This window comes from Vibrio sp. MEBiC08052, from assembly GCF_001506075.1.
GTDB lineage: Bacteria > Pseudomonadota > Gammaproteobacteria > Enterobacterales > Vibrionaceae > Vibrio.
Map to the genome: position 1 here is coordinate 358,669 of NZ_KQ947476.1, position 20,816 is coordinate 379,484.

Annotated in this window: 14 protein-coding genes; 10 read left to right on the plus strand and 4 right to left on the minus strand. The window is 48.0% G+C overall.

All coding sequences use genetic code 11. From position 1 onward, the window contains the following. The first annotated feature begins 21 nt into the window (after positions 1-21). From araG to VRK_RS19090, 8 genes are all read left to right on the plus strand, one after another. Positions 22-1,539 carry an L-arabinose ABC transporter ATP-binding protein AraG gene (gene araG / locus VRK_RS19055; protein ID WP_059123081.1) on the plus strand — a complete coding sequence of 506 codons (1,518 nt, stop codon included), beginning with the start codon at positions 22-24 and terminating at the stop codon, positions 1,537-1,539. Between the two features lie 12 nt (positions 1,540-1,551). Next, on the plus strand, positions 1,552-2,541 hold the full coding sequence (araH, locus tag VRK_RS19060) for an L-arabinose ABC transporter permease AraH (RefSeq protein ID WP_059123082.1): 990 nt from the start codon (positions 1,552-1,554) through the stop codon (positions 2,539-2,541). A gap of 146 nt (positions 2,542-2,687) precedes the next feature. Then, positions 2,688-2,945 carry a type II toxin-antitoxin system Phd/YefM family antitoxin gene (locus VRK_RS19065; protein ID WP_059123083.1) on the plus strand — a complete coding sequence of 86 codons (258 nt, stop codon included), beginning with the start codon at positions 2,688-2,690 and terminating at the stop codon, positions 2,943-2,945. Next, on the plus strand, positions 2,933-3,235 hold the full coding sequence (locus VRK_RS19070) for a type II toxin-antitoxin system RelE/ParE family toxin (protein ID WP_059123084.1): 303 nt from the start codon (positions 2,933-2,935) through the stop codon (positions 3,233-3,235). The genes VRK_RS19065 and VRK_RS19070 overlap by 13 nt, the downstream gene beginning before the upstream one ends. A 152-nt stretch (positions 3,236-3,387) precedes the next feature. Then, a complete protein-coding gene (locus VRK_RS19075) occupies positions 3,388-4,269 on the plus strand; it encodes a HEPN domain-containing protein (RefSeq protein WP_197413188.1) in 882 nt (293 codons plus the stop codon). 225 nt (positions 4,270-4,494) lie between these two features. Then, entirely contained in the window at positions 4,495-4,992 is a 498-nt protein-coding gene (locus tag VRK_RS19080; protein ID WP_059123086.1) for an Hcp family type VI secretion system effector, read from the plus strand. A gap of 88 nt (positions 4,993-5,080) precedes the next feature. Further along, positions 5,081-5,785 carry a hypothetical protein gene (locus tag VRK_RS21540; RefSeq protein ID WP_059123087.1) on the plus strand — a complete coding sequence of 235 codons (705 nt, stop codon included), beginning with the start codon at positions 5,081-5,083 and terminating at the stop codon, positions 5,783-5,785. Beyond that, positions 5,782-6,231 carry a hypothetical protein gene (locus VRK_RS19090; protein WP_059123088.1) on the plus strand — a complete coding sequence of 150 codons (450 nt, stop codon included), beginning with the start codon at positions 5,782-5,784 and terminating at the stop codon, positions 6,229-6,231. The genes VRK_RS21540 and VRK_RS19090 overlap by 4 nt, the downstream gene beginning before the upstream one ends. Before the next feature lie 164 nt (positions 6,232-6,395). Here the strand turns inward: VRK_RS19090 and VRK_RS19095 are convergent, their stop codons facing one another. Continuing rightward, positions 6,396-6,881 (minus strand): hypothetical protein, encoded by a 486-nt coding sequence (locus VRK_RS19095; protein ID WP_197413189.1) that lies wholly within the window; start codon positions 6,879-6,881, stop codon positions 6,396-6,398. 121 nt (positions 6,882-7,002) lie between these two features. Beyond that, entirely contained in the window at positions 7,003-7,878 is an 876-nt protein-coding gene (locus VRK_RS19100; RefSeq protein ID WP_059123089.1) for a LysR family transcriptional regulator, read from the minus strand. Between the two features lie 126 nt (positions 7,879-8,004). On the opposite strand from VRK_RS19100, the gene VRK_RS19105 reads away from it, so the two are divergent. Both VRK_RS19105 and VRK_RS19110 read left to right on the plus strand, forming a co-directional pair. Further along, positions 8,005-9,225 carry a tetratricopeptide repeat protein gene (locus VRK_RS19105; RefSeq protein WP_059123090.1) on the plus strand — a complete coding sequence of 407 codons (1,221 nt, stop codon included), beginning with the start codon at positions 8,005-8,007 and terminating at the stop codon, positions 9,223-9,225. 6 nt (positions 9,226-9,231) lie between these two features. Continuing rightward, positions 9,232-10,221: a DMT family transporter gene (locus VRK_RS19110; protein ID WP_082671476.1), complete on the plus strand. Its 990-nt coding sequence runs from the start codon at positions 9,232-9,234 to the stop codon at positions 10,219-10,221. A 175-nt stretch (positions 10,222-10,396) separates the two neighbouring features. Here VRK_RS19110 and VRK_RS19115 read toward each other — a convergent pair whose 3' ends face one another. Both VRK_RS19115 and VRK_RS19120 read right to left on the minus strand, forming a co-directional pair. Further along, positions 10,397-18,442: a non-ribosomal peptide synthetase gene (locus tag VRK_RS19115; RefSeq protein WP_059123091.1), complete on the minus strand. Its 8,046-nt coding sequence runs from the start codon at positions 18,440-18,442 to the stop codon at positions 10,397-10,399. 691 nt (positions 18,443-19,133) lie between these two features. After that, the gene (locus VRK_RS19120) at positions 19,134-20,708 is read right to left on the minus strand and encodes an acetolactate synthase large subunit (RefSeq protein ID WP_197413190.1); all 1,575 of its coding nucleotides are present in this window, start codon (positions 20,706-20,708) and stop codon (positions 19,134-19,136) included. Positions 20,709-20,816 lie beyond the last annotated feature (108 nt).

A 20,816-nucleotide genomic window follows, 5' to 3' on the forward strand; every position in this document is an offset into this window, starting at 1 on the left:
CTGAACCCACAGGAGGCCACTATGGCAGCATTGCCCTCTTCTTTAGAGTTTAGTCAGATTTCTAAGCACTTTCCGGGTGTCAAAGCGCTCTCGAATATCAATTTTCGTGTCCAGAGCCGCAGCATTCATGCGCTGATGGGCGAAAATGGTGCCGGAAAATCGACCTTGCTGAAAATACTCAGCGGACTCTATCAACCCACAGAAGGACAATTGATCATTGATGGTCAGTCCGCTGTATTTTCCTCGACCGTCGATGCGCTCAATCACGGGATTGCCATCATTTATCAGGAACTAAACCTCGTTCCGGAACTCAGCGTGGCTGAAAATATTTATCTGGGCCAGTTGCCGACCAAAAACGGATCGGTTGATCGGGAAACCCTGCACCGCAATGCGCGAGAGCAGCTACTGCGACTCGGGGAAGATTTTGACCCGTCCCGCCCACTGAAAGAATTTTCGATTGGTCAGTGGCAAATGGTTGAAATCGCCAAAGCCCTCAGTCGCAATGCACAAATTATTGCGTTTGACGAACCAACCAGTAGTTTGTCCCAACGGGAAATCCAGAATCTATTCAAAGTCATTCGTGAACTGCGCAATGACGGCAAAATTATTCTTTATGTGTCACACCGGATGGAAGAAATCTTCGAACTGTGTGATGCCATTACTATTTTCAAAGACGGGACGCATGTTCAGACTTTCGATACATTGACCGATCTCACCAATGACCGACTCGTTGAACTGATGGTCGGGCGGGAAATCAATGACATCTACCATTACCGTAGCCGCGAATACCGGGGCAGCGGACTAAAAATTGACGAACTGATGGGCCCGGGGCTCACACAGCCTGTTTCTCTGGACATTCAGCGCGGAGAAATTCTCGGCCTATTCGGACTCGTCGGTGCCGGTCGGACAGAACTGACACGGCTGATTTTCGGCGCAGATAAAGCGACCACCGGCACAATCACTATCCAAGGTGAAACCGTTCGTATCCACTCCCCCGGCGAAGCGATTCGTGCCGGTGTGACCCTCTGCCCGGAAGACCGTAAAGCAGACGGCATCGTGCCGATCCTTTCGGTTCGGGAAAACACCAATATCAGTGCCCGGCCAGACTTTCTCAAGTCAGGCGGACGGATTGACTTTCGCTGGGAAGAGAAAAACGCCCAGTTACAGTGCGATGCACTGAACGTGAAAGCGGCCTCTCTCGACCAACTGATCGGTGAGCTTTCCGGCGGGAACCAGCAAAAAGTGATTCTTGCCCGCTGGCTCTCGACAGATATGAAAGTCATCCTGCTCGACGAACCGACCCGAGGGATCGATGTCGGTGCAAAATCTGAAATTTATGAGTTGATCTTCAAATTGGCAGAAAACGGAGTCGCGGTACTCGTGGTCTCCAGCGACCTGCCAGAAGTCTTGGGGATCTCCGACCGATTGCTGGTGATGAAAGACGGTGCAATCTCCGGAGAACTGCAACGCGATCAATTTGACGAACAAACCGCATTACGTCTGGCGATGTTGGGTGCAACCAACCCTGTCGCAGCATAGAGGAAATCAGTAATGGCCATTACAACCACCAAACCGAATACCAATGAGCCGAAGAAACCGAGCATCGATTTCTCCCACATCTGGGACAAATTCGGGATGCTCATTGTATTTGCAGGGCTGTTCCTGCTCTGCGCTTTTTTTGTGCCCTATTTTGCTACCTTCATTAACATGAAAGGATTGGGTCTGGCGATCTCCATGAGCGGCATGGTCGCTTGTGCGATGTTATTCTGCCTCGCCTGTGGCGACCTTGACCTCTCGGTTGCTTCGGTCATTGCCTGCGCCGGGGTCGTGACCGCTGTTGCAATCAATGCGACCAGCAGTGTGACCCTCGGCATCATTGCCGGATTATTGTCCGGGGTCTTCTTTGGCCTGATCAATGGCTTCGTCATCGCCAAACTACAGGTCAATGCCCTGATCACCACACTGGCAACGATGCAAATCGCCCGGGGGCTGGGTTACATTATCTCGGACGGGAAAGCGGTCGGGATTACCGAAGAAAGCTTTTTCGCACTGGGTAACTCTTCCGTTCTGGGTATTCCGACACCAATCTGGCTGACAATTATTACATTTATCATCTTCGCATTTCTGCTCAACCGGACAGTTTACGGCCGCAATACGCTCGCTATCGGCGGCAACGAAGAAGCAGCCCGTCTGGCCGGGGTAAATGTGGTCAAAACCAAACTGATTATCTTCACCGTGTCCGGGTTTATTTCCGCGCTTGCGGGTGTGATTCTCGCCGCTCGGATGACCAGTGGTCAGCCGATGACCTCCGTCGGTTTCGAGCTGGTCGTCATCTCAGCCTGTGTACTGGGTGGCGTATCACTGAAAGGCGGGGTTGGTAAAGTATCTTATGTGATTGCCGGGGTCCTGATTCTGGGCACCGTTGAGAACGCGATGAACCTACTCAACATGTCGCCGTTCGCACAATATGTGGTTCGGGGCTCGATTCTGTTAGCCGCGGTTATTTTTGACCGTTACAAACAGCAATCGAGAAAGGTTTAAGGTCTCGGCTTAAACACTATCTGGCAAATGATTCACAAAGCCCTCAGACAGGAAACTGCTGAGGGTCAGCGTTAGCCTCCATCAAGCTTGCTATACTAAAAGTGATAGAATAGTATCACTTTTAGTATTCCTGTGGAGCAGCTCTCATGAAAGTAGAACTAGTTACATCACTCAAACGTCAAGCAACGAAGATCCTTGCCGATCTCCATGACACGAAAGAACCCGTGTTGATTACTGAACACGGTAAGCCTTCGGCATATCTGGTTGATGTTGATGATTACGAGTTTATGCAAAATCGTTTGGCGATTCTGGAGGGGATTGCACGAGGTGAGCGCGCATTAGCTGACGGTAAAATGGTGAGCCACGATGAAGCCAGGGACAAAATGTCAAAATGGCTGAAATAATCTGGACGGAGTCAGCACTATCTGATCTTAATGACATCGCTGAATACATCGCACTTGAAAATGTTGTCGCTGCACAGCAATTGGTTCACACGATCTTCTCTAAAGTTGAACGTCTGGAAAATCTCCCTGAATCGGGTCGCGTTCCGCCCGAGCTAGAACATCTCAGTTATCGTGAAATTGTCGTTAACCCGTGTCGTATTTTCTATAAACAAGACAGCGACAAAATCTTTATTCTGTTTGTCATGCGCGCAGAGAGAGATTTGCGTAAGTTTCTATTGAGTAAGCAATAACCTTTGCGAATGAGCGACATACAATCGCTATAGCTTTGAATTGAATCGCATTTCTCTCAGTAACCAACGTAAAGTGAAGGTTGATGGTGTTCTTTGTTGACACCTTCTTTTATGCTACTGCTATTCATCCACCACCAACTCATGTCGTGATTATGAAAACATTCCTCGACCACCTGCCTGAATCGAAACAGCAAGAACTTACCGCCATTTCAACGATTCTGCGTGATACGCTGGAAGACTATCTTCAGGGCAAAACAGGGAGTAAAAGCGAGTTTCGTATCCTGAAAGTCATCCTGTTTGGTAGTTATGCCAGAGGTGACTGGGTTAACGATCCGGTCAATGGGTATATCAGCGATTACGATATTCTGGTAATCGTCAACAAAGCAGCACTGGTTGAAGAAGATGTGGTCTGGCAGCGAGCTAAAGAGCAGATTGAGCGCAAAGTGACTTCTGCACCTCTGGGGCTGATTGTCCATGACTTGCAGGAAGTGAATGAACGCCTGCAACAAGGGCATTACTTTTTTAAGAGTATTCGTGAAGAAGGGATAGAGCTATTTGCTGCGACACCAAAACCGCTGGCGGAGCCGGGCGATTTGACCGAGGCCGAAAAACAGGAAATTGCCCGCAAACATTACGCGCAGTGGTTTGAAAGCGCAGAGCAATTTTTCGTTTCCTATAAAGATGACCTCAAACGGCAATGGCTTAAAAAGTCCGCCTTTATGCTTCATCAATCTGCTGAACGCTTTTTGGCCTGTGCCCTGCTCACCTGTACCAACTACCTACCCAAATCCCACAATATCGAAAAGCTCGCAAAGCTGTGCGCCCAAATCGATGCTGAATTTGCAACAATTTTCCCACTTGATAACAAATTCCACCGCCGTAGTTTCCGCCGCCTGCAACGGGCGTATATCGAAGCCCGTTATTCAGAACATTATGAAATCACCGCAGAAGAGCTAACCTACCTCGAAAGTGAAGTGTTACGTCTAAAAGCGTTAGTGGAACAGATTTGTCTCACGCGGCTGGGGTCAGCCTGAGTTTGTCATTGGTGAATGACACTTTAGTGCAAGGATATTACACGCAGAACTTTTATACCTACAATTCTGAGTGGGGGTTGTATGTGTAAACTAACTAGCAATATTAAATAGTGACAATGCTTCCAATCAAGAACTGGCTGATAGAGGACTTTATTAATGGTAGTAGACACATATAAACCAGAACCTTAGACTCACGTTATCAACTCATTATAATAACAGGTTCACATGTCGCATATTGCATATATTACAATAAATGGCGCTACTCAAGGATTAATTTCTAGTGGCTGTAATACGAAAGATTCTATGGGGAATAAATATCAGGAATCCCATACTGATGAAATTACAATTTTATCCTGTGTTCATCATATGGCGAAAGATGCGCAGCAACATCGGAAAAATCATAATCCGATTATCATTTCCAAAAACATAGATAAATCAAGCCCTCTGCTTGCCACTGCATTTGCCAAACAAGAACACTTAAATTGTACTATCAATTTTTACCGAACCAATGAACAAGGTTATAACGAAAAGTTTTATACAATTGAACTCGAAAAAGCAGTAATTTCCAGCCTCGATTTTTCTCTTCCTCATACGACTCATGCTCACAAAGAAGAAATGCATGAGGTGATTGCACTAAGCTATCAAAACATTGTGTGGAAACACAATGTTTCAGGAACGATGGGCTACGATAGTTGGGAAAATGGTGGCAGGGGAAATGAATAAGTTTCCCCAAAATTTAGGGCTTATAGTTTTACTATAATAATAGGTTTATTTTTACTTTATTCACCAGTTACTGAGTAGGGAATCTGTAATGGTTCAATTAAATGAGGATCAGTTAGAAACGGCATTATCACAGTTGGAATCCGCTACATTCAATTTTGCTTATAGATATATCAATGACGGAAATGTCAGACAAAGCTACATCAACCAGACAAAGAGATTATCTCAGGAATATCGTTTAAAAGTTTCTTCAGGAACGATTTCTGCACCTGATGCCGCAAGGCAAGTCAATCAACTGCGAAATGAGATACTAGAAGTATCGAGACTGCGTTCCAGTGATATTGGCAAAGCAAAAGCAGTCAGCCTCAAGAAGACAGGACTAACTCTGGGAACATTAACGGAAAAATATTCTCTTCGTCAGTTCAATAAACCTTTTGAACAATTATCTTCCTTTGAACAAAATAAGGTCTATCTGGAAATTATAGAAAGTTCTGGCAGATCGAGACCATCAGTCAATGCAGCAGCAATCAGATATTCCCGTTTAGGACGGGGATTATTAATTGTGACCTTAGGTGTTTCCGTATACAACATCGCAACAGCTGAAGATAAATTAGAAGCCACAACGAAAGAAGGCGTTGTGCTTGGTGGGGGTTTTGCTGGAGGTGCATTGGGCGGAGCAACAGCAGGTCTTGTTTGTGGTCCAGGAGCACCAGTATGCGTGACCATAGGGGCACTCATCGGTGGAGCATTAGGCGCACTTGGAGCTGATATGACATTTGGGTGGTACTTTGAATGAACAAAATTAATGTATTCCATGTGACAAAAGATATTTCAGCAAACAGTGAAGTCTCCAAAGTTACCCTCTCCCACCGAGAATTGAATCAGGAGGTTGAACTAAGTGGAAAAATTCTGGAGGCCCAGTATCAAACTGACGCGGGATACTACCTTTTGTTTCTGACTGAAGATGTTCCTTATGAAGAAGCGCTCCATATTTACCTGCTCGATCAATCACTGAAGATTATTGAATCATTAGAACTTTCAGCTGAATATACCGCAGGAATACTTCGGGATATTCAAGTCATTGAAAAAAATAAGATCCGTTTTTTCTTCTTTGATAATGATCAGTCTTGGCAATTAGAAGTTCTGCAAGCTCCCAAACGAAACCCACTCCGATCTGCCTATCCGGTTAAAAAGAAAGATAAGTTTTGGGGAAAATCCCGATTACGACTCCAACCTCTATAGGTTTTAGGGCTTTGAATTACATCGCATTTTGCTTAGCAACATGCGCAAAGTCGGGATTGATGGTGTTCTTTGTTCGCCCCTTCTTTTATGCTGCCTCAATCTACCGAACAATCAGAGACTCCCGATGATTGCCGGTTTTAAGTCAGCAACTCAGGAGCCCGGATTTATTTGTTTTTCCAGTCTGTGCTGATGGGATTGGATACCGTATTTTTTTCCAAAGTGTAAGTACCATTTTGCTGTGCGATCGCTTCCCCGGTATCGACAATTGCATTCTGGATAAATATGCTTTGCGCATTATCACCCCGAATGAAAGTCAGCTGATGATATGCGGTTTTATTCCCCCAGTCTGGAGAGGGCAAGGATATAAATCTCACCGTATAGGTTTCATCACTGAAATCCCCTTGCATAACATAAACACCGTAATGGTTTTCGCCTTGAGAAATAATTTTATACGTCCCGTTGTTATAGTAATAAACCTCTGCATCGGGAAACGGCTTTTTGCTGTACATTTTCCGGTAGTGAAGCACTTGTTTATATGTTGGCTCACCAAAGTTTACGGTTAACGTCTTCCCATCATTAGATGTGGTTAACCCTTCTGCATACGCCGTGCAACCTAGCATTAACAAACACGCTGTTGAAAGTATTTTCACTTGTGATTCCTTCCGTTGACTGGATAGATTTTTGTTTTTAAATATTCTTATGAGCATGATTGCGCAATTATTTCATTGCCTGATTATTTCGGTCAAGTAAAACCGAAAGAACACACAATCACTACCCTACAGAATGCAACTGTTGTGCAAGGGTAATAAACGCTTTCACGGCCGGGCTGGCCTGATGACTGTCCAATACTGCCAGACCAATTCGCCGCTTGATTGGTGGAGATAATGGCCGACAAACATAGCGCTGCGAATCACAATCAGGTAACGACGATTCCGCCACGACGGAAACCGCATCACCACTTTCGACAAGTGACAGAATACTGAGCAACTGGGATGTGCGATAGCGGATCTGCGGCCGCAGCTTTTCGGCATGAAACAGGCGAATCACCCACTCTCCGGATCCTGCCCCCGTCAAGATAAACGGATCGTAACACAGTGACGATAATGTCACGGACTCAAGCTGGCTCAATGGATGTGCCGCAGGCAGCAAAGCAACCATCTGATCGTCCAATAACGGAAACACATCCAGATCATTTTCCGGCAAAACCACAAAGCCCACATCGACCCGACGCTCTCTCAACCACTGAATCACCTGAATATCCGGCCCTTCATCGACATAAATTTCGATCCCCGGAAATTTTTGTTGATACTGGTGAATAATCTGAGGCAACAAGCGGACCGACGAGGTTGGGCCAAACGAACCGATGCGCAACATACCTTGCTTCATTCCCTGGGCATCTGTCGCTTCCTGACGCATTGTTTCTGCCACGCCCAGTAACGTACGAGAGCGCGCTAACAACCGAACCCCGATATCGGTCAGCTCGACGCGGCTCTGATGACGGTGGAACAGTTTCACCCCGAGTTCAGCTTCTAAAGATTTGATCGCATGTGACACCCCGGATTGGGAAATGCCGAGCCGCTGGGCCGCAATCGTGAAATGCAGGCTATCCGATAAAACCGAAAATATTTCCAACTGCGTTAATGTCATACCAGCCTCATGAGTAAATGCTCATTTCCTTATGAGTGATCATATCGATAACTATATAAAACCATATGAATCAAATCTTTTCTATGGTCTACACCATAAAAACAATAATGGCAAAGGAGTGGCGGTATGGTTCATCAGTCACAACGCTCTACGGATGGCGTTTCATCTTTATGGCCGGAAATCAACGGCTATTTTTTATCTTTTCAGGAAATTCCTGCACGTTGTCAGCCAAAAAATAAAACGCATCAGACGTTCTATCAGCTCTTGGCCGGATTTGACGGCACAACCAGTTGTGAAATCCGAGAGTTTTATCGTTTTAACTTACATCTTGCTCAAATGAACTGGCGCGAAATCCAAAGACCGGAATTTAAACTCATCTATCAGGCTTGTGAAGCCTGGACCCGGTTTCAGTATGAACAAGCCTATACGCTGATGAGAGTTCACTTAAAACGATTTCCGACCGATGTAATTGCGCTGTATATCTTACATATGTTTGAGTTCTGTACCGGCAGAACCACTCGTTTGATCGATATGCTGGAACAGTGTGAATCAGCCTTGTCCCGCACCCATGAGCTCTATCCTTTCTATCTCGCTATCAAGTCTTTCGTACTGTGTGAATGTCAGCAATACGAGCAAGCATTAGCCGCAGGCTGGGATTCTATCGAAACCCGTCCGGAAAATGTTTACGGTATCCACGCGGTTGTCCATGCGCTGCACGAAACCGGGCAATGGGAGCAAATCATCGAATTCTTAAATCACCGGGCTTCATCATGGATGAATAATCCCGGGATGAAGATTCATATCTGCTGGCACCTTGTCATTGCCTACGAACAAAACCAGATGCCGGAAGCTGCCTTAGAGACCTTCCACACCTTGTGTGATATGAAAGAAACACCGTTTGCGAAACAAGATCTCGATGCGGTCGGGTTTCTATGGCGGCTTCATCTGAAATACACCGATCAGGGGTCTCAGAAACAATGGCAGAAACAGTGGCACAAACTCGCAACACTATGGACTGGCGTGATTGAAAACTCGGTTTCTTATCTCCACAAGCTCCATGCCGCGCTGTCATTTTCTGCTACCAAACAACCTTTTCTGATTGAAAAACTCATTGCTGAGTGTGACGGCTTCGGTACTGACCCACAAACCCACCGAACTGGTGTTGCCATTTTAAGAGCCATTCATCAATTCACGCTCGGACAGTATCAAACCTGTTTATCTGAACTGGAACAGTGCCAGCAATCTTGGCACCTCATCGGTGGCAGTAATGCACAGCGCGACATACTCCGCCTGACTAAAGCGTATGCGGATCAACACGCACAGCACGCCCTCAACATAGCGAGTTAAATAAACATGACCCATACAACAGAACGTCCCCCTCGGCCGCGTGATCATCAGTCTCGTCACCCCGGCATCTATCTCAAACTCGCGTTGGTTTCTGTCATCTGGGGCGGAACATTTGTTGCCGGACGGGCGATCAATCCGGAAATCCCACCGCTCGTCTCTGCAACACTGCGTTTCTTACTGGCCGGTGCAACACTGGTGCTGGTGTTAATCCTGACCGGCAGAGGCTTTATCCGCATCACCAAGAAGCAACTCGGTGTGCTGTTCGGACTCGGTTTCTGTGGCATCTACACTTATAACCTGTTTTTCTTTTATGGATTACAACATATCAGTGCTTCCCGTGCCTCACTGATCGTTGCCGCCAATCCGGCCATAATTGCCATTGCCTCTTTTCTGTTCCACAAAGAACGGTTTTCACTCACACGCCTATGCGGCATTACCCTGTGTATTGCCGGGGCTGCCATGGTGATTATCAGCAAATCGCCTCAGGCTGTGCTTCAGACACAATCTTCGGGGCTCGGTGATCTGATGCTTGTCGGCTGCGTGCTCAGTTGGGTTGCCTACAGTGTATTCGGCAAGCGAACCGTACAGACCATTGGACCACTGCATACCGTAACTTACTCGGTTTTGGCCGGTGCAGCGATGCTCACGCTGACAACGCTGTTCAGCGGTCAGCTTGATGCCGGGGCACTGGCATCGATTCATATTCAGGACTTTATCAGCCTCAGCTATCTGGGTATCGTCGGGTCAGCACTTGCTTATATCTGGTACTACAGTGGCATTGAGAAGATTGGTGCAACCCGGGCAGGTGCTTTTATCGCACTCAATCCCATCGCAGCAGTCTCACTCGGCGCGATTCTACTTGGTGAACGTCTCAGTGTTTTAATGGGCATCGGTGGCTTGCTTGCCGTTGTGGGGATTTTGCTCTGTAACCGACCAGAGCGCTCAAAGTCGAGCCGGATAACACCCGATCCGTTACTGGCCGCTCAGGGGCGCTAAGTGATCGTATAAGGTCACCGGAGGATTTGAGCGATAAGATTGTTGAACGAACAATTGTTAAACGGACAGAAACGTTTCGGCGGTGAGTTTTTCAGTCATCTCATCAGTGTTCAAAAAATTGCCCACCGATCGGTGGGCAATTGGTTTTATTGCAGTTCACTGAAAGAGCTTCCGGTTAGATATCCGTCACCAAAGTCCGGAATGTCGGCTGCATGATATCCGCAATCAAATTCACAAAAGGCGGTCTGAGCAAACTAAAGTGATCAGCTCGACTCTCAATGCAATGTAGATTGCGTGATTGTTCCTGCCAGGCTTCTTTGACACCGGCTTTCATATCTTGTGTCACCACCAGATTAACCAACGCATTCGGCTGTACCGCTGGCTGATAATGCGTCCGAATGTTGGTCGCGAAGACCCGGAAAATCCCATCCAAATCATCCACACCAGTGTTGCCCGTCAGCACGCCTTGCTCAACCAGATAACCATGAACCAGCATCAACCGTTCTCTGTGATTGAGACCTTTCAGGTCTTGCTCTGTCAGGCCTAAAGCCGCACCTTGTCGCTCAAACTGCTTGATGAGCAGCATCAAGGCCGACAAGTCGCTGTATTCACGCGGTGTCTCATCCGGTGCTTCAGAATCAGCAATGGTCAGTGACGCCACTTGAATGCCTTCCGCTTCCAGCAGTGCGGCCAACTCGATAGCAACCCAGCCACCGAACGAGTGTCCGACGATATGAATCGGCCCGATACAGGTTCTCGACGCCAGTGCTTTCAGATAAAAAGCTGCGGCAGCTTGAACCGTTGTATGCGGAATATCATTGCCTTTCAGACCACGAGGCTGGAAGCCAAGCACAGTCCAGTCTGATTCAATAGACTGCACCAATCCCATAAAGGCACAGACATTGACACCCGCTCCGGGAATGCACAACACCGTCGGTCCGTGACCATGGCCTTCCTGTAGGGTCACCAACGGGTCATATTCTGCATTACGCATCACTTTACCTGCGGCATAAGCTTTCTCCCGATCATGCAGATCGTTTGAAATCGCCTGACCGAGATAGCCAATATAGGGTTCAACAATCAAGTGGTAATGCGTTGTACCCGGAATGGTCGTCGGACGAACCGAGGCCTCCGGCAAGAAGCGATCCCAACGCAGATAAGGCACCACATCGGCCGCTTCCCCTTCAGGACGTAACTCAGCGACATAAAGGTCGATATCGATGGGGAGATTTTTGTACTCATATTCAGCCCGGATTAACGCCTCGCGGTGCTGCATCCAGTTCATGAAATACGTGTCTGTCCACCCGGCAGGTAACATGCCCATATCTTTGGCCATCCGGTAGTGATCTTTCCACGTCATGCCCTCTTCCAGCGTACTTTCCGATTCGGCCAGACCATAGATGTCATACGCAAGACCATCGTAGATCTCTTTACTCATCAGCAGAATCTTCTGCTCTTCAGTCAGTTTTTCTTCACCTACATGACGCGGGACGATGGCTTTCTCTGCCGTCGTATCAATCACACCGACGTATTCAATCTCCTGATCCTGTCCGAGAAGTTGTCTGGCAACTTCATAAGCCAGCGTGCCGCCCAGCGAAATTCCCGTCATCCGGTACGGTCCTTCCGGTTGAGTTTCACGGATAATTCTGGTGTAGCGTGCCGCGGCTCCCTGAATAGTGTAGAACGGTGGCGTATTACGCGCCGGTGCGACCAGACCGTAAACAGCAATATCTTTATCGATATAAGAAGTCAGTAAGGGCGAATAAAGCATCTCCCCGCTGGCTTCCGGCACAATGAACAGTGGCCGCTGATCATCGGTGGCCGGACGAAGTGCCACCGCATGCTCAATCAACACCTCGGAACTACGCTGGATATAATCGGCAATATCGGCAAGCCGGGATGCAGAAAACAGTGTCGAAAGTGTCAGTTCATAACCATGCTGACGGGCTTCGTTGAGAAACTGTACCGCAACCAGTGAGTGACCGCCCAATTCAAAGAAGCTGTCATTGCGCCCAACTTTTTCAACCCCGAGCAAGCGCTGCCAAATCGCAGCAATGGTCTCTTCCACTTCACCTTCCGGCGGAATATAAACCTGCGTGACAAAGTCATCCGCTTCCGGCTCCGGCAGTGACTTCCGATCCACCTTACCGTTCGGCGTCAGCGGAATCTGGTCGAGTTTGACATAAGCCACAGGCACCATGTAATCCGGCAGGCGAGCTGACAAGTATGCCCGCAATGGCGCTGTCTGCGCATTCCCGACATAGTAAGCCAGCAAGCGCTGATCATTATTCTGTGTTTTAGCGGCAATCACGACGGCTTCAGCGACCCCGTGATGGGTACTCATACAGGCGCTGATTTCTCCCAGTTCGATCCGGAAACCCCGGATTTTAACCTGACTGTCATTGCGTCCCAGATATTCAATCGTCCCACCGGCAGTCCAGCGACCTAAATCGCCAGTGCGGTACATCCGGGCTCCGAATTCATAAGAATACGGATCATCGAGGAAACGTTCTTCCGTCATTTCGGGGCGGTTGAGATAACCTCTGGCAACACTCTTACCGCTGATATAAATTTCCCCTTTGACACCGATCGGAACCGGTTGCTGATACTCATCCAGAATATAGATACTGGTATTATCGACCGGTGAACCGATATGCAGTAAATCGTCTGTCGGCTCAATCACGCCCGACGTTGCAACCACGGTGGTTTCGGTTGGCCCGTAGTTGTTGACCAGCGTAAAGGATGTTTCCGGATGCGGATGATGGTTCAATCGATCACCACCGACCAACAAAGTCCGCAGCGTTGGGTGTTCAAGTCGTCTTGACAGCACCAGTTCGGCAATCGGTGTGGACAAGAACCCCACTTCAATCGGTTGTGATATCCACCACGCCAGTAACTGCTCCGGATCGCGGGAAATATCGAGCGTCGGCAGCATCACATGTGCCCCGGTACAAAGTGGCGGCCAGACTTCCCAGACGGTCGCGTCGAAACCGACACCTGCCACACTGGAAACGCAAGTCCCGGCCTTGATCTCAAACGCCCGGTTGTGCCAGTGCACCAGATTCGCCAGATTGCGGTGTTCAATCATCACCCCTTTCGGTTGTCCGGTTGAGCCGGAGGTGTAAATGATATAAGCCAGATGATCCGGTCGAATGTGCCCAGATTGCGGATTGGTAGCCGGATAATCGCGCCACATAAACATTTCTGTGCTGACGTTAATCACACGAATTTCTGCTTTACCGACAATCGTTTCAGCATCGAGGATGCCGTCAGACAAAATCAATGTCGGCTGACTGTCGGAAACCATATATTGCAACCGATCAGCCGGATAAGTCGGATCCATCGGAATATAACAACCACCGGCCTTGAGTGTTGCCAGCATCGCAACAATGAAATCAGTGTTACGGTCAAAACAGAGGCCAACCCGCTGATCGGGAGCCACTCCGAAAGACCGCAGATAATACGCCAGACGGTTGGCTTGCCGATTCAGCTCACGATACGTCAGTTTCTGAGCATCACTCACCACCGCCAGCACATCCGGATACTCGGCTGCCTGCTGTTCAAACAGTCGGTGAACACAGATGTCAGTGACAGCGGAAGTTCGCGTTGCGTTCAGTTGGTTAATCAATCTCCGGTATTCATCTTTCGGCAGGATATTCAACGAATGAATCAACCGTTTCGGTTCATCTTCCAACGCAGAAGTCAACTCACGTAAAGCACGCGTGACCATCGCACCGACCCGTTCGCAACCAATACTTTCATCCACTTGAATATCTAAAGAAAACCCGTGTTTTGGATTATCATTCACTGACAGCGTAATCGGATAGTTAGTCCGCTCTTCCGTAAACAGCAGATTCATCGGTCCGGTGTCAATCCCGGTCTGACTGTTGCCCCCGTCATAACGATAGTTGAGCAGGCTGCTAAACAGCGGGGTTTGTGGCGCGACGCCACTACACTGCTGAGCCAGAGACAATGAACCATGCTCATACTCCAGCATTTCAGCCAAATGTCTGTGCGTATACTGAACCGCTTCCGTGACCGTTTCATTAGACAGCGACAAACGCAGCGGTAATGTATTGAGGAACATCCCCAGCACCCGGTCAGCGCCTTCACCACCGGCCATCCGGCCAAACAGCACCGTACCGAAAACCACATTATCACGGCCAGTGGTCGCACGAACGACCAGCCCCCAAGCCAAGTGGAACAAGCTGGCAGCACTCACCCCCTGACGGCGCGCATGCTCCCGCAGCAACTGAGACAGATCATCATCAACCGGTAAATGCAGCTCATGGATTTCGTGACCATCGCCTTGCACATTGAGTAATCCGAATGGCGCAGAAGGCTCATCAATGTCACCGAGACGCTCACAGAAGTAAGCACTCTCTTTTTCCGGATCGCTGTCGAGGCGGCTCTCAAACACAAAGTTTCTGAATGGGAGCGGTGCAGGCAGTTGTTCCACCCGATTGAGCAGATGCGCCTGTACTTCTTCCATCATCAATTCTAATGTGGTGTGATCAAGACAGAAATGGTGCATCAGTAAGCAGAGTAACCACCGTCCTTCAGCGGCATCTTCAACCTGATAGGCTTCAATCATCGGTGCCCGATGAACATCCAGACGGGTACTGCTTGGATCAAATTGCTGCTGAATTGCTTTGACCATGTTCGGACCGTCAAGGGTCAGAGGGGTCAGCGGCAACACCGCATCACGCCATACGACCTGCACAGGTACGTCGAGCTGATCCCAGAAAAGACTGGTTCTGAGAATGTCATGCCGCTTCACGACGGCCTGAAGCGCATCAACAAACTGTTGCAACTCATCCTGACTGGCGAAAGCTTTGATCGCTCGCGTAATGTAAGGGTCACCTTTTTCTTCCAACAGATGATGGAATAAAATCCCTTCCTGTAACGGTGCCAGCGGATAGATATCCTGAATGTTCGCCGCACCACCGGGAACAGAAGCGGCAATGGTATCAATCTGAGACTGACTCAGTTCCACCAGTGAAAGCATCTCCGGGGTTATTTGCGTACACCCTGCCGGAATCAGGTTGGATGGTACCTGACGCTCCGTTTTCAATGACTGACTCAATGTTTGCGCCAGACCGGCCAGTGTCGGGGTGGTAAACAGCGATTTAATCGCCAGATGGTAATAGTGATGTCTCAACCGTTCGATCAACTGTACCGCCAACAGTGAGTGTCCGCCCAGTTCAAAGAAATTATCGTGGCGTCCCACTTGCTCAACGTTGAGCAACGATTGCCAGATCGAGGCCAGTAGCTGTTCGACATTACCGCGTGGCGCTTCGTAATGACGGTGCACAAATGCATCCGCATCCGGCTCAGGTAACGCTCGGTAATCGACTTTGCCGTTTGCCGTCAGCGGAATGGCATCCAACCCGACAAATGCAGCCGGTACCATGTAGCTGGGCAGTGATTCACTCAAGCGCTGTTTCAGTGATTCAATTTCAACTGACGCATTACGTTGGCTGGTGTAGTAAGCGACTAAACGCTCGGATGACTCACCGGCGTGCAACACCGTAACAACGGCACTCTGAACCCCCGGACAAGCCTGCAAAGCCGTTGCAATTTCACCAAGCTCGATCCGGAAGCCACGAATTTTGACCTGATTATCATTCCGGCCCTGATATTCAACCGAGCCATCCAAACGCCAGCGAGCGAGATCACCCGTGCGATACATTTTGCTCTCTGGCTGATTCGTGAAAGGATCGGCTAAAAACCGTTCTGCGGTCATATCCGGAAGATTCAGATATCCCCGGCTGACACTATTCCCGCCGATATAGATTTCACCGGTCACACCGAGTGGGACGGGGCGTAACGATTCATCAAGAATATAGATGCGTGTATTCGCAATCGGGCTGCCGATATGCAGCACATCATCCGCTGCCCGAATCGCGCCCGATGTCGCGACAACAGCCGTTTCCGTCGGACCGTAATTGTTCACCAGAGTATAAGAGACCGATTCATCCGGCTGGCGCGTCAGCCGATCACCACCGACCAACAGATACCGTAAGGTCTTCGGTGCCACCTGACGGGCAAAGGCAAGCTCAGCAATCGGTGTCGGTAAAAAACCGACTTCAATCGGTTGTTCAACCCACCAATTGAGCAGTTGCTCGGGATCGCGAGAGACTTCGAGTGATGGCATCATCAATGTCGCACCGGCACTCAATGGCGGCCACACTTCCCAGACAACCGCATCAAACCCGAGACCAGCCACACTTGAAGCACAAGTCCCTTGCTGAACATGGAATGCCCGGTTATGCCAGTTAACCAGATTCAGCAATTGACGATGTTCAACCATGACCCCTTTCGGCTGACCGGTTGAACCGGAGGTATAGATGATATAAGCGAGGTTTTCGGGGCCGAGATCACTGACCGTCGGATTTGACGACGGTTGTTCAAACCATAAACCCCGATCTTGTTGGGTATGAATCAGCCGCGATTCCGGTAATGTCTCTGCCACCAAGTCACTGAGATCAATCACGCCATCAGTCAGCACTACGGTCGGATCACTATCGGCAAGCATGTACTGTAAACGTTCAGCCGGATAGGCCGAATCAAGCGGCACATATCCTCCGCCGGCTTTCAACGTTGCCAGCATGGCGATCAGTAAGTCGGGTCCCCGGCCACAGCAGATAGCAACCCGGCTTTCCGGGCCGACACCGACCGAACGCAAATAATGAGCGAGGCGGTTGGCACGAATGTTCAAGCCTCCGTAATTGACGCTTTCTCCGGCACATATCAGTGCAATATGTTCCGGCTCATCACTGGCCTGTCGTTCAAATAGTTCATGAACATACTGTGCTGGCGGGAAGGCAATCTGGGTCTGGTTCCATGCATCGATCATGGACCCTTCTTCTGGCATTTGCAGGTTGTAATAACTGATCGCTGTCTGCGCCGGTTCGGCAGCAGCACAAGAGAAGAAATGCATCAGGCGGTAGAAGTGAGAAGCTAAGGTCATTTCACTATACAAAGCGGCATTGGCATCGATACACAATTCCAGCCCCTGTTGAGGCCCCCGATCACAGATGTTGATCGAAAGGTCATCAATTGGCCCCAAGGTCAGGTTATTGACATTGACCGGCGCTTCACCAAACTTCATTTCGTATTCAAACGGCAGGATATTGATATCGGTTGAGAACAGTTGCTCACTCTCGGTCAGAATCCCAAGATCGGACGCCAGATCTTCACCACGGTAACATTGGTGACGAACGGCACCGAGAATGCGACGTTTAACCTGAGACACGATCTCCATGAGTGTATCCTCAGTACCGATATTAAGTCTCAAGGGCAGCACATTGGAAACCATTCCGGGGAATAAACGGAGTCTCTTATTGGTTCTGGCCACCATCGGGCAGCCGACAACCAGATCGTCTTCTCCGGTGATACGATGCAGATAAATCGCGATTAAAGCGATCAGCAGTTGCGGCACCTGACTTTTACATTCAACCGCAAGTTCTCTTAACATCCGGTTGGTAGATGCCGGTAAATACATCTGTTTGCGGATAATATCGGTACATGGTGCTTGCTTGTCAGACAAACTAACGGGAGCCGGGCGATCTTTGAGGATTTCCTGCCAGTATTCTTTGTCTCGCAGATACTGTTTCGATGTTTTATATTCTTGCTCAATCTCGATCGCTTCAACCAATGAAATGAACTGACAGGCTGGCGGCTCTTCTCCTGCCACCAATGCGGAATAAATTTCAGCCACCCGAGTAGATAAAAGTACCCCGCCAAAGCCGTCCAGAACCAAATGGTGAACACAGGCATAGTACCAAAAGCGCTCAGGGCCGAGTTGGAGTAACGCAAAAGAAAACGGAGGTCCCTGTTCAAGGTCAAAGGGACGGGCCAAGTCGGCGTCGAGCCATGCTTTGGCGGCTCGTTGTGGATCAGGTTCAGCCTGAAAATCCAAAATGGGTAATTCCCAGCCCGGATCAACACCAAACTGCTGCTTCGGCCCTTGTGGGGTTAGTTTAAAAACCTGTTGAAAGGATTCAATTTCTCTGGCAGTCCGGCGGATAGCCACCTCAAAAATATCCGGCTGAACAACACCGGATATTTCCAGATATTCGGTAATTTTAAAGAATTTGCCATGAGCATCTGGCTTCAGCTCTTGAGCAAACCAGATTCCTCTTTGAGCCGATGATAATGGAAGCGCCAAATGACTTTCTCGCTCTAATTGAATAGAGGATTTATGGTTATCGTTCATATTGATATTCACTCACACATTCTGATAAATAAAATTCAAACACACGGATAAAATAACAAAACCACAAAGTGACAATGTTATTAAGATGCCATCATTTTACTTTGTATAATAAAACAATATTCAATTCAATCATGAGAATTGGACCAATATATTCAATAAACCGATAAGTAATTAATAAGAAAAACAATCAAAAACAACCGATAAAACGCAAAACTAACTAAAAAGACAATATAAAAACTTTCCAGTGAGATGATTTATTTTTTCTCTTTTTGAGCAAAGAATCAAAATTACAATAAATTTAATTGATAATAATCATATCAACATAATTAAACTCCAATAATAAAAACAAGGAAAAATAAATTAAAATACATATAAAACATAAAGTTACAAACAAAGATCATTAAAAATAAACAAAATCATAGTTAACAAAATAAGTTGTGGTCTAATTTGTTAAGGTCAAAAATGAGTATAAAATGAAGAAAACAAATGGGAATAACCGTCATAAAAAACAAACAATAAAACACTAAGACCAAAATAAATAGCTCTCAAAAAATAAGCCAACAATTATTTAAATAATAATCGTCAGCCAAACGCTAAATATTTAGCCAAATATAACAACAGAGATTAATATTTCACAATAAAATTACCATCAAATAAAATACAGTTGGTAATTAAGCATCAAATTAAACCATCACAAAATAACCTCGATTAATTTTGGCCCGGATTCTTGCATCACCTTTTGGAAAATCATATCAAATGACTGACGTGTTTCAGCCTGAACAGCAGGAACGCCCATCCCCGATGCTAATCCAAGCCAATTAATAGATGGATTTTCCAAACTCATCAGAGAAGCTGCAGATTGCCCCTGATTTTTCGCTCCCACACGCTGGAGTTCATGATTCAGGATACTGTATGAGCGATTACTGAATATGACCGTCACAATATCTAAGTTTTCCCTCGCTTGAGTCCAGAGTGCAGGCAGCAGATACATGGCACTCCCATCGCCTTGCAAGTTGATTACTTTGCGTCCCGGACATGCAATCGCAGCGCCAATCGAGACCGCCATCATGCTCCCCAGAGCACCACCGGTCAGATTAAGATAATCATGTGCCGCAGCGCTTTCGGTAACATCATAATGAGGGAAACCGGATGATGCGGACTCATCGCTGATAATGGCATTGTCCGGCAAATATTTGGCAATGACCTGCATGACAAATTCCGCAGTGACCGGACCATCAAGCGCATACTGCGGGGCCTGATGTCTGGTGCGGTATGGCTCAATGTTCCCGGCCTCACAAGCTTTGACTAAATCTTCAAGTGCCTGAGTACTATCTTCATGAATTTCGGTTAACCGAGTCAAACGGCACCCTTCAGGTGTCAGCCAGCTCGGTTTATCGGGATAGGCAAAAAAGCTGACCGGAGGCTTGGCTCCGACTAAGACAATCAATTCTGTCCCGGCCAGAAAATCAACAGCGTGCTCGGAAAGATACGGTAAGCGCTCAACCGGAACTCGACCGGCTCCGCGTTGAATGCGCGGTGCAAACGTATCACACAATAATCGGGCACCTGTTTTTGCAGCAATTTTGCCAGCTGCGGTTAATGCCGGCTCTAATAATGCTGAGCCTCGCATGAGGATCGCTGTTTTCAGCCCGCTGTTGATCAAGCCGGCAACGTGATTAATTTTCTCGACTGAGACGGCGCTCGGTGCAGACGGTGCGATTGGTGAAGCAACACTATCGGCTTCATTCCATGCCGTATCTGCCGGCAGAATCAATGTTGCAATCTGTCCCGGAGCTTCTGAAGCAACACGCACGGCCCGAGCCGCATCCTCTCCAATTTGCCGGGAACAAGAAGACGTATAGACCCACTCAGAAACCGGGCTCGCAAATCCATGGATATCAGATGTTAATGGCGCATCGTACTGTAGATGGGTTGTGGCATGATCACCGACGATATTCACAATCGGTGAGCCTGCTCGTCTGGCATTATGTAAGTTGGCCAGACCGTTGGCCAGTCCCGGTCCTAAATGAAGCAATGTACATGCTGGCTTACCCGTCATGCGCCCATATCCGTCAGCCGCACCGGTTGCGACATTTTCCTGAAGAGCCAAAACCGGACGCATTCCCGGCACGCGATCCAATGCCGCAACAAAATGCATTTCTGACGTCCCCGGATTGGCAAAACAGACTTCAACGCCACTTTCGACCAATGTACGCAACAGACTTTCAGCACCATTCATCGAACGGCTTTTTGTTGCATCATTCATTGCTTAAAACCCCCTATTTCTATTCTGCAAGAGAGGAAGAGCATTAATGCACTCTTTTATCAAAATTAATACACATGATGCATGTTATTTCATAAATTTGTGTCTTCA

What these genes read in the sequence shown, in the direction of transcription:
- araG (WP_059123081.1), top strand. Translation starts at nt 22, where the DNA reads ATGGCAGCATTGCCCTCTTCTTTAGAGTTTAGTCAGATTTCTAAGCAC.
- araH (WP_059123082.1), top strand. Translation starts at nt 1,552, where the DNA reads ATGGCCATTACAACCACCAAACCGAATACCAATGAGCCGAAGAAACCG.
- VRK_RS19065 (WP_059123083.1), top strand. Translation starts at nt 2,688, where the DNA reads ATGAAAGTAGAACTAGTTACATCACTCAAACGTCAAGCAACGAAGATC.
- VRK_RS19070 (WP_059123084.1), top strand. Translation starts at nt 2,933, where the DNA reads ATGGCTGAAATAATCTGGACGGAGTCAGCACTATCTGATCTTAATGAC.
- VRK_RS19075 (WP_197413188.1), top strand. Translation starts at nt 3,388, where the DNA reads ATGAAAACATTCCTCGACCACCTGCCTGAATCGAAACAGCAAGAACTT.
- VRK_RS19080 (WP_059123086.1), top strand. Translation starts at nt 4,495, where the DNA reads ATGTCGCATATTGCATATATTACAATAAATGGCGCTACTCAAGGATTA.
- VRK_RS21540 (WP_059123087.1), top strand. Translation starts at nt 5,081, where the DNA reads ATGGTTCAATTAAATGAGGATCAGTTAGAAACGGCATTATCACAGTTG.
- VRK_RS19090 (WP_059123088.1), top strand. Translation starts at nt 5,782, where the DNA reads ATGAACAAAATTAATGTATTCCATGTGACAAAAGATATTTCAGCAAAC.
- VRK_RS19100 (WP_059123089.1), bottom strand. Translation starts at nt 7,878, where the DNA reads ATGACATTAACGCAGTTGGAAATATTTTCGGTTTTATCGGATAGCCTG.
- VRK_RS19105 (WP_059123090.1), top strand. Translation starts at nt 8,005, where the DNA reads ATGGTTCATCAGTCACAACGCTCTACGGATGGCGTTTCATCTTTATGG.
- VRK_RS19110 (WP_082671476.1), top strand. Translation starts at nt 9,232, where the DNA reads ATGACCCATACAACAGAACGTCCCCCTCGGCCGCGTGATCATCAGTCT.
- VRK_RS19115 (WP_059123091.1), bottom strand. Translation starts at nt 18,442, where the DNA reads ATGAACGATAACCATAAATCCTCTATTCAATTAGAGCGAGAAAGTCAT.
- VRK_RS19120 (WP_197413190.1), bottom strand. Translation starts at nt 20,708, where the DNA reads ATGAATGATGCAACAAAAAGCCGTTCGATGAATGGTGCTGAAAGTCTG.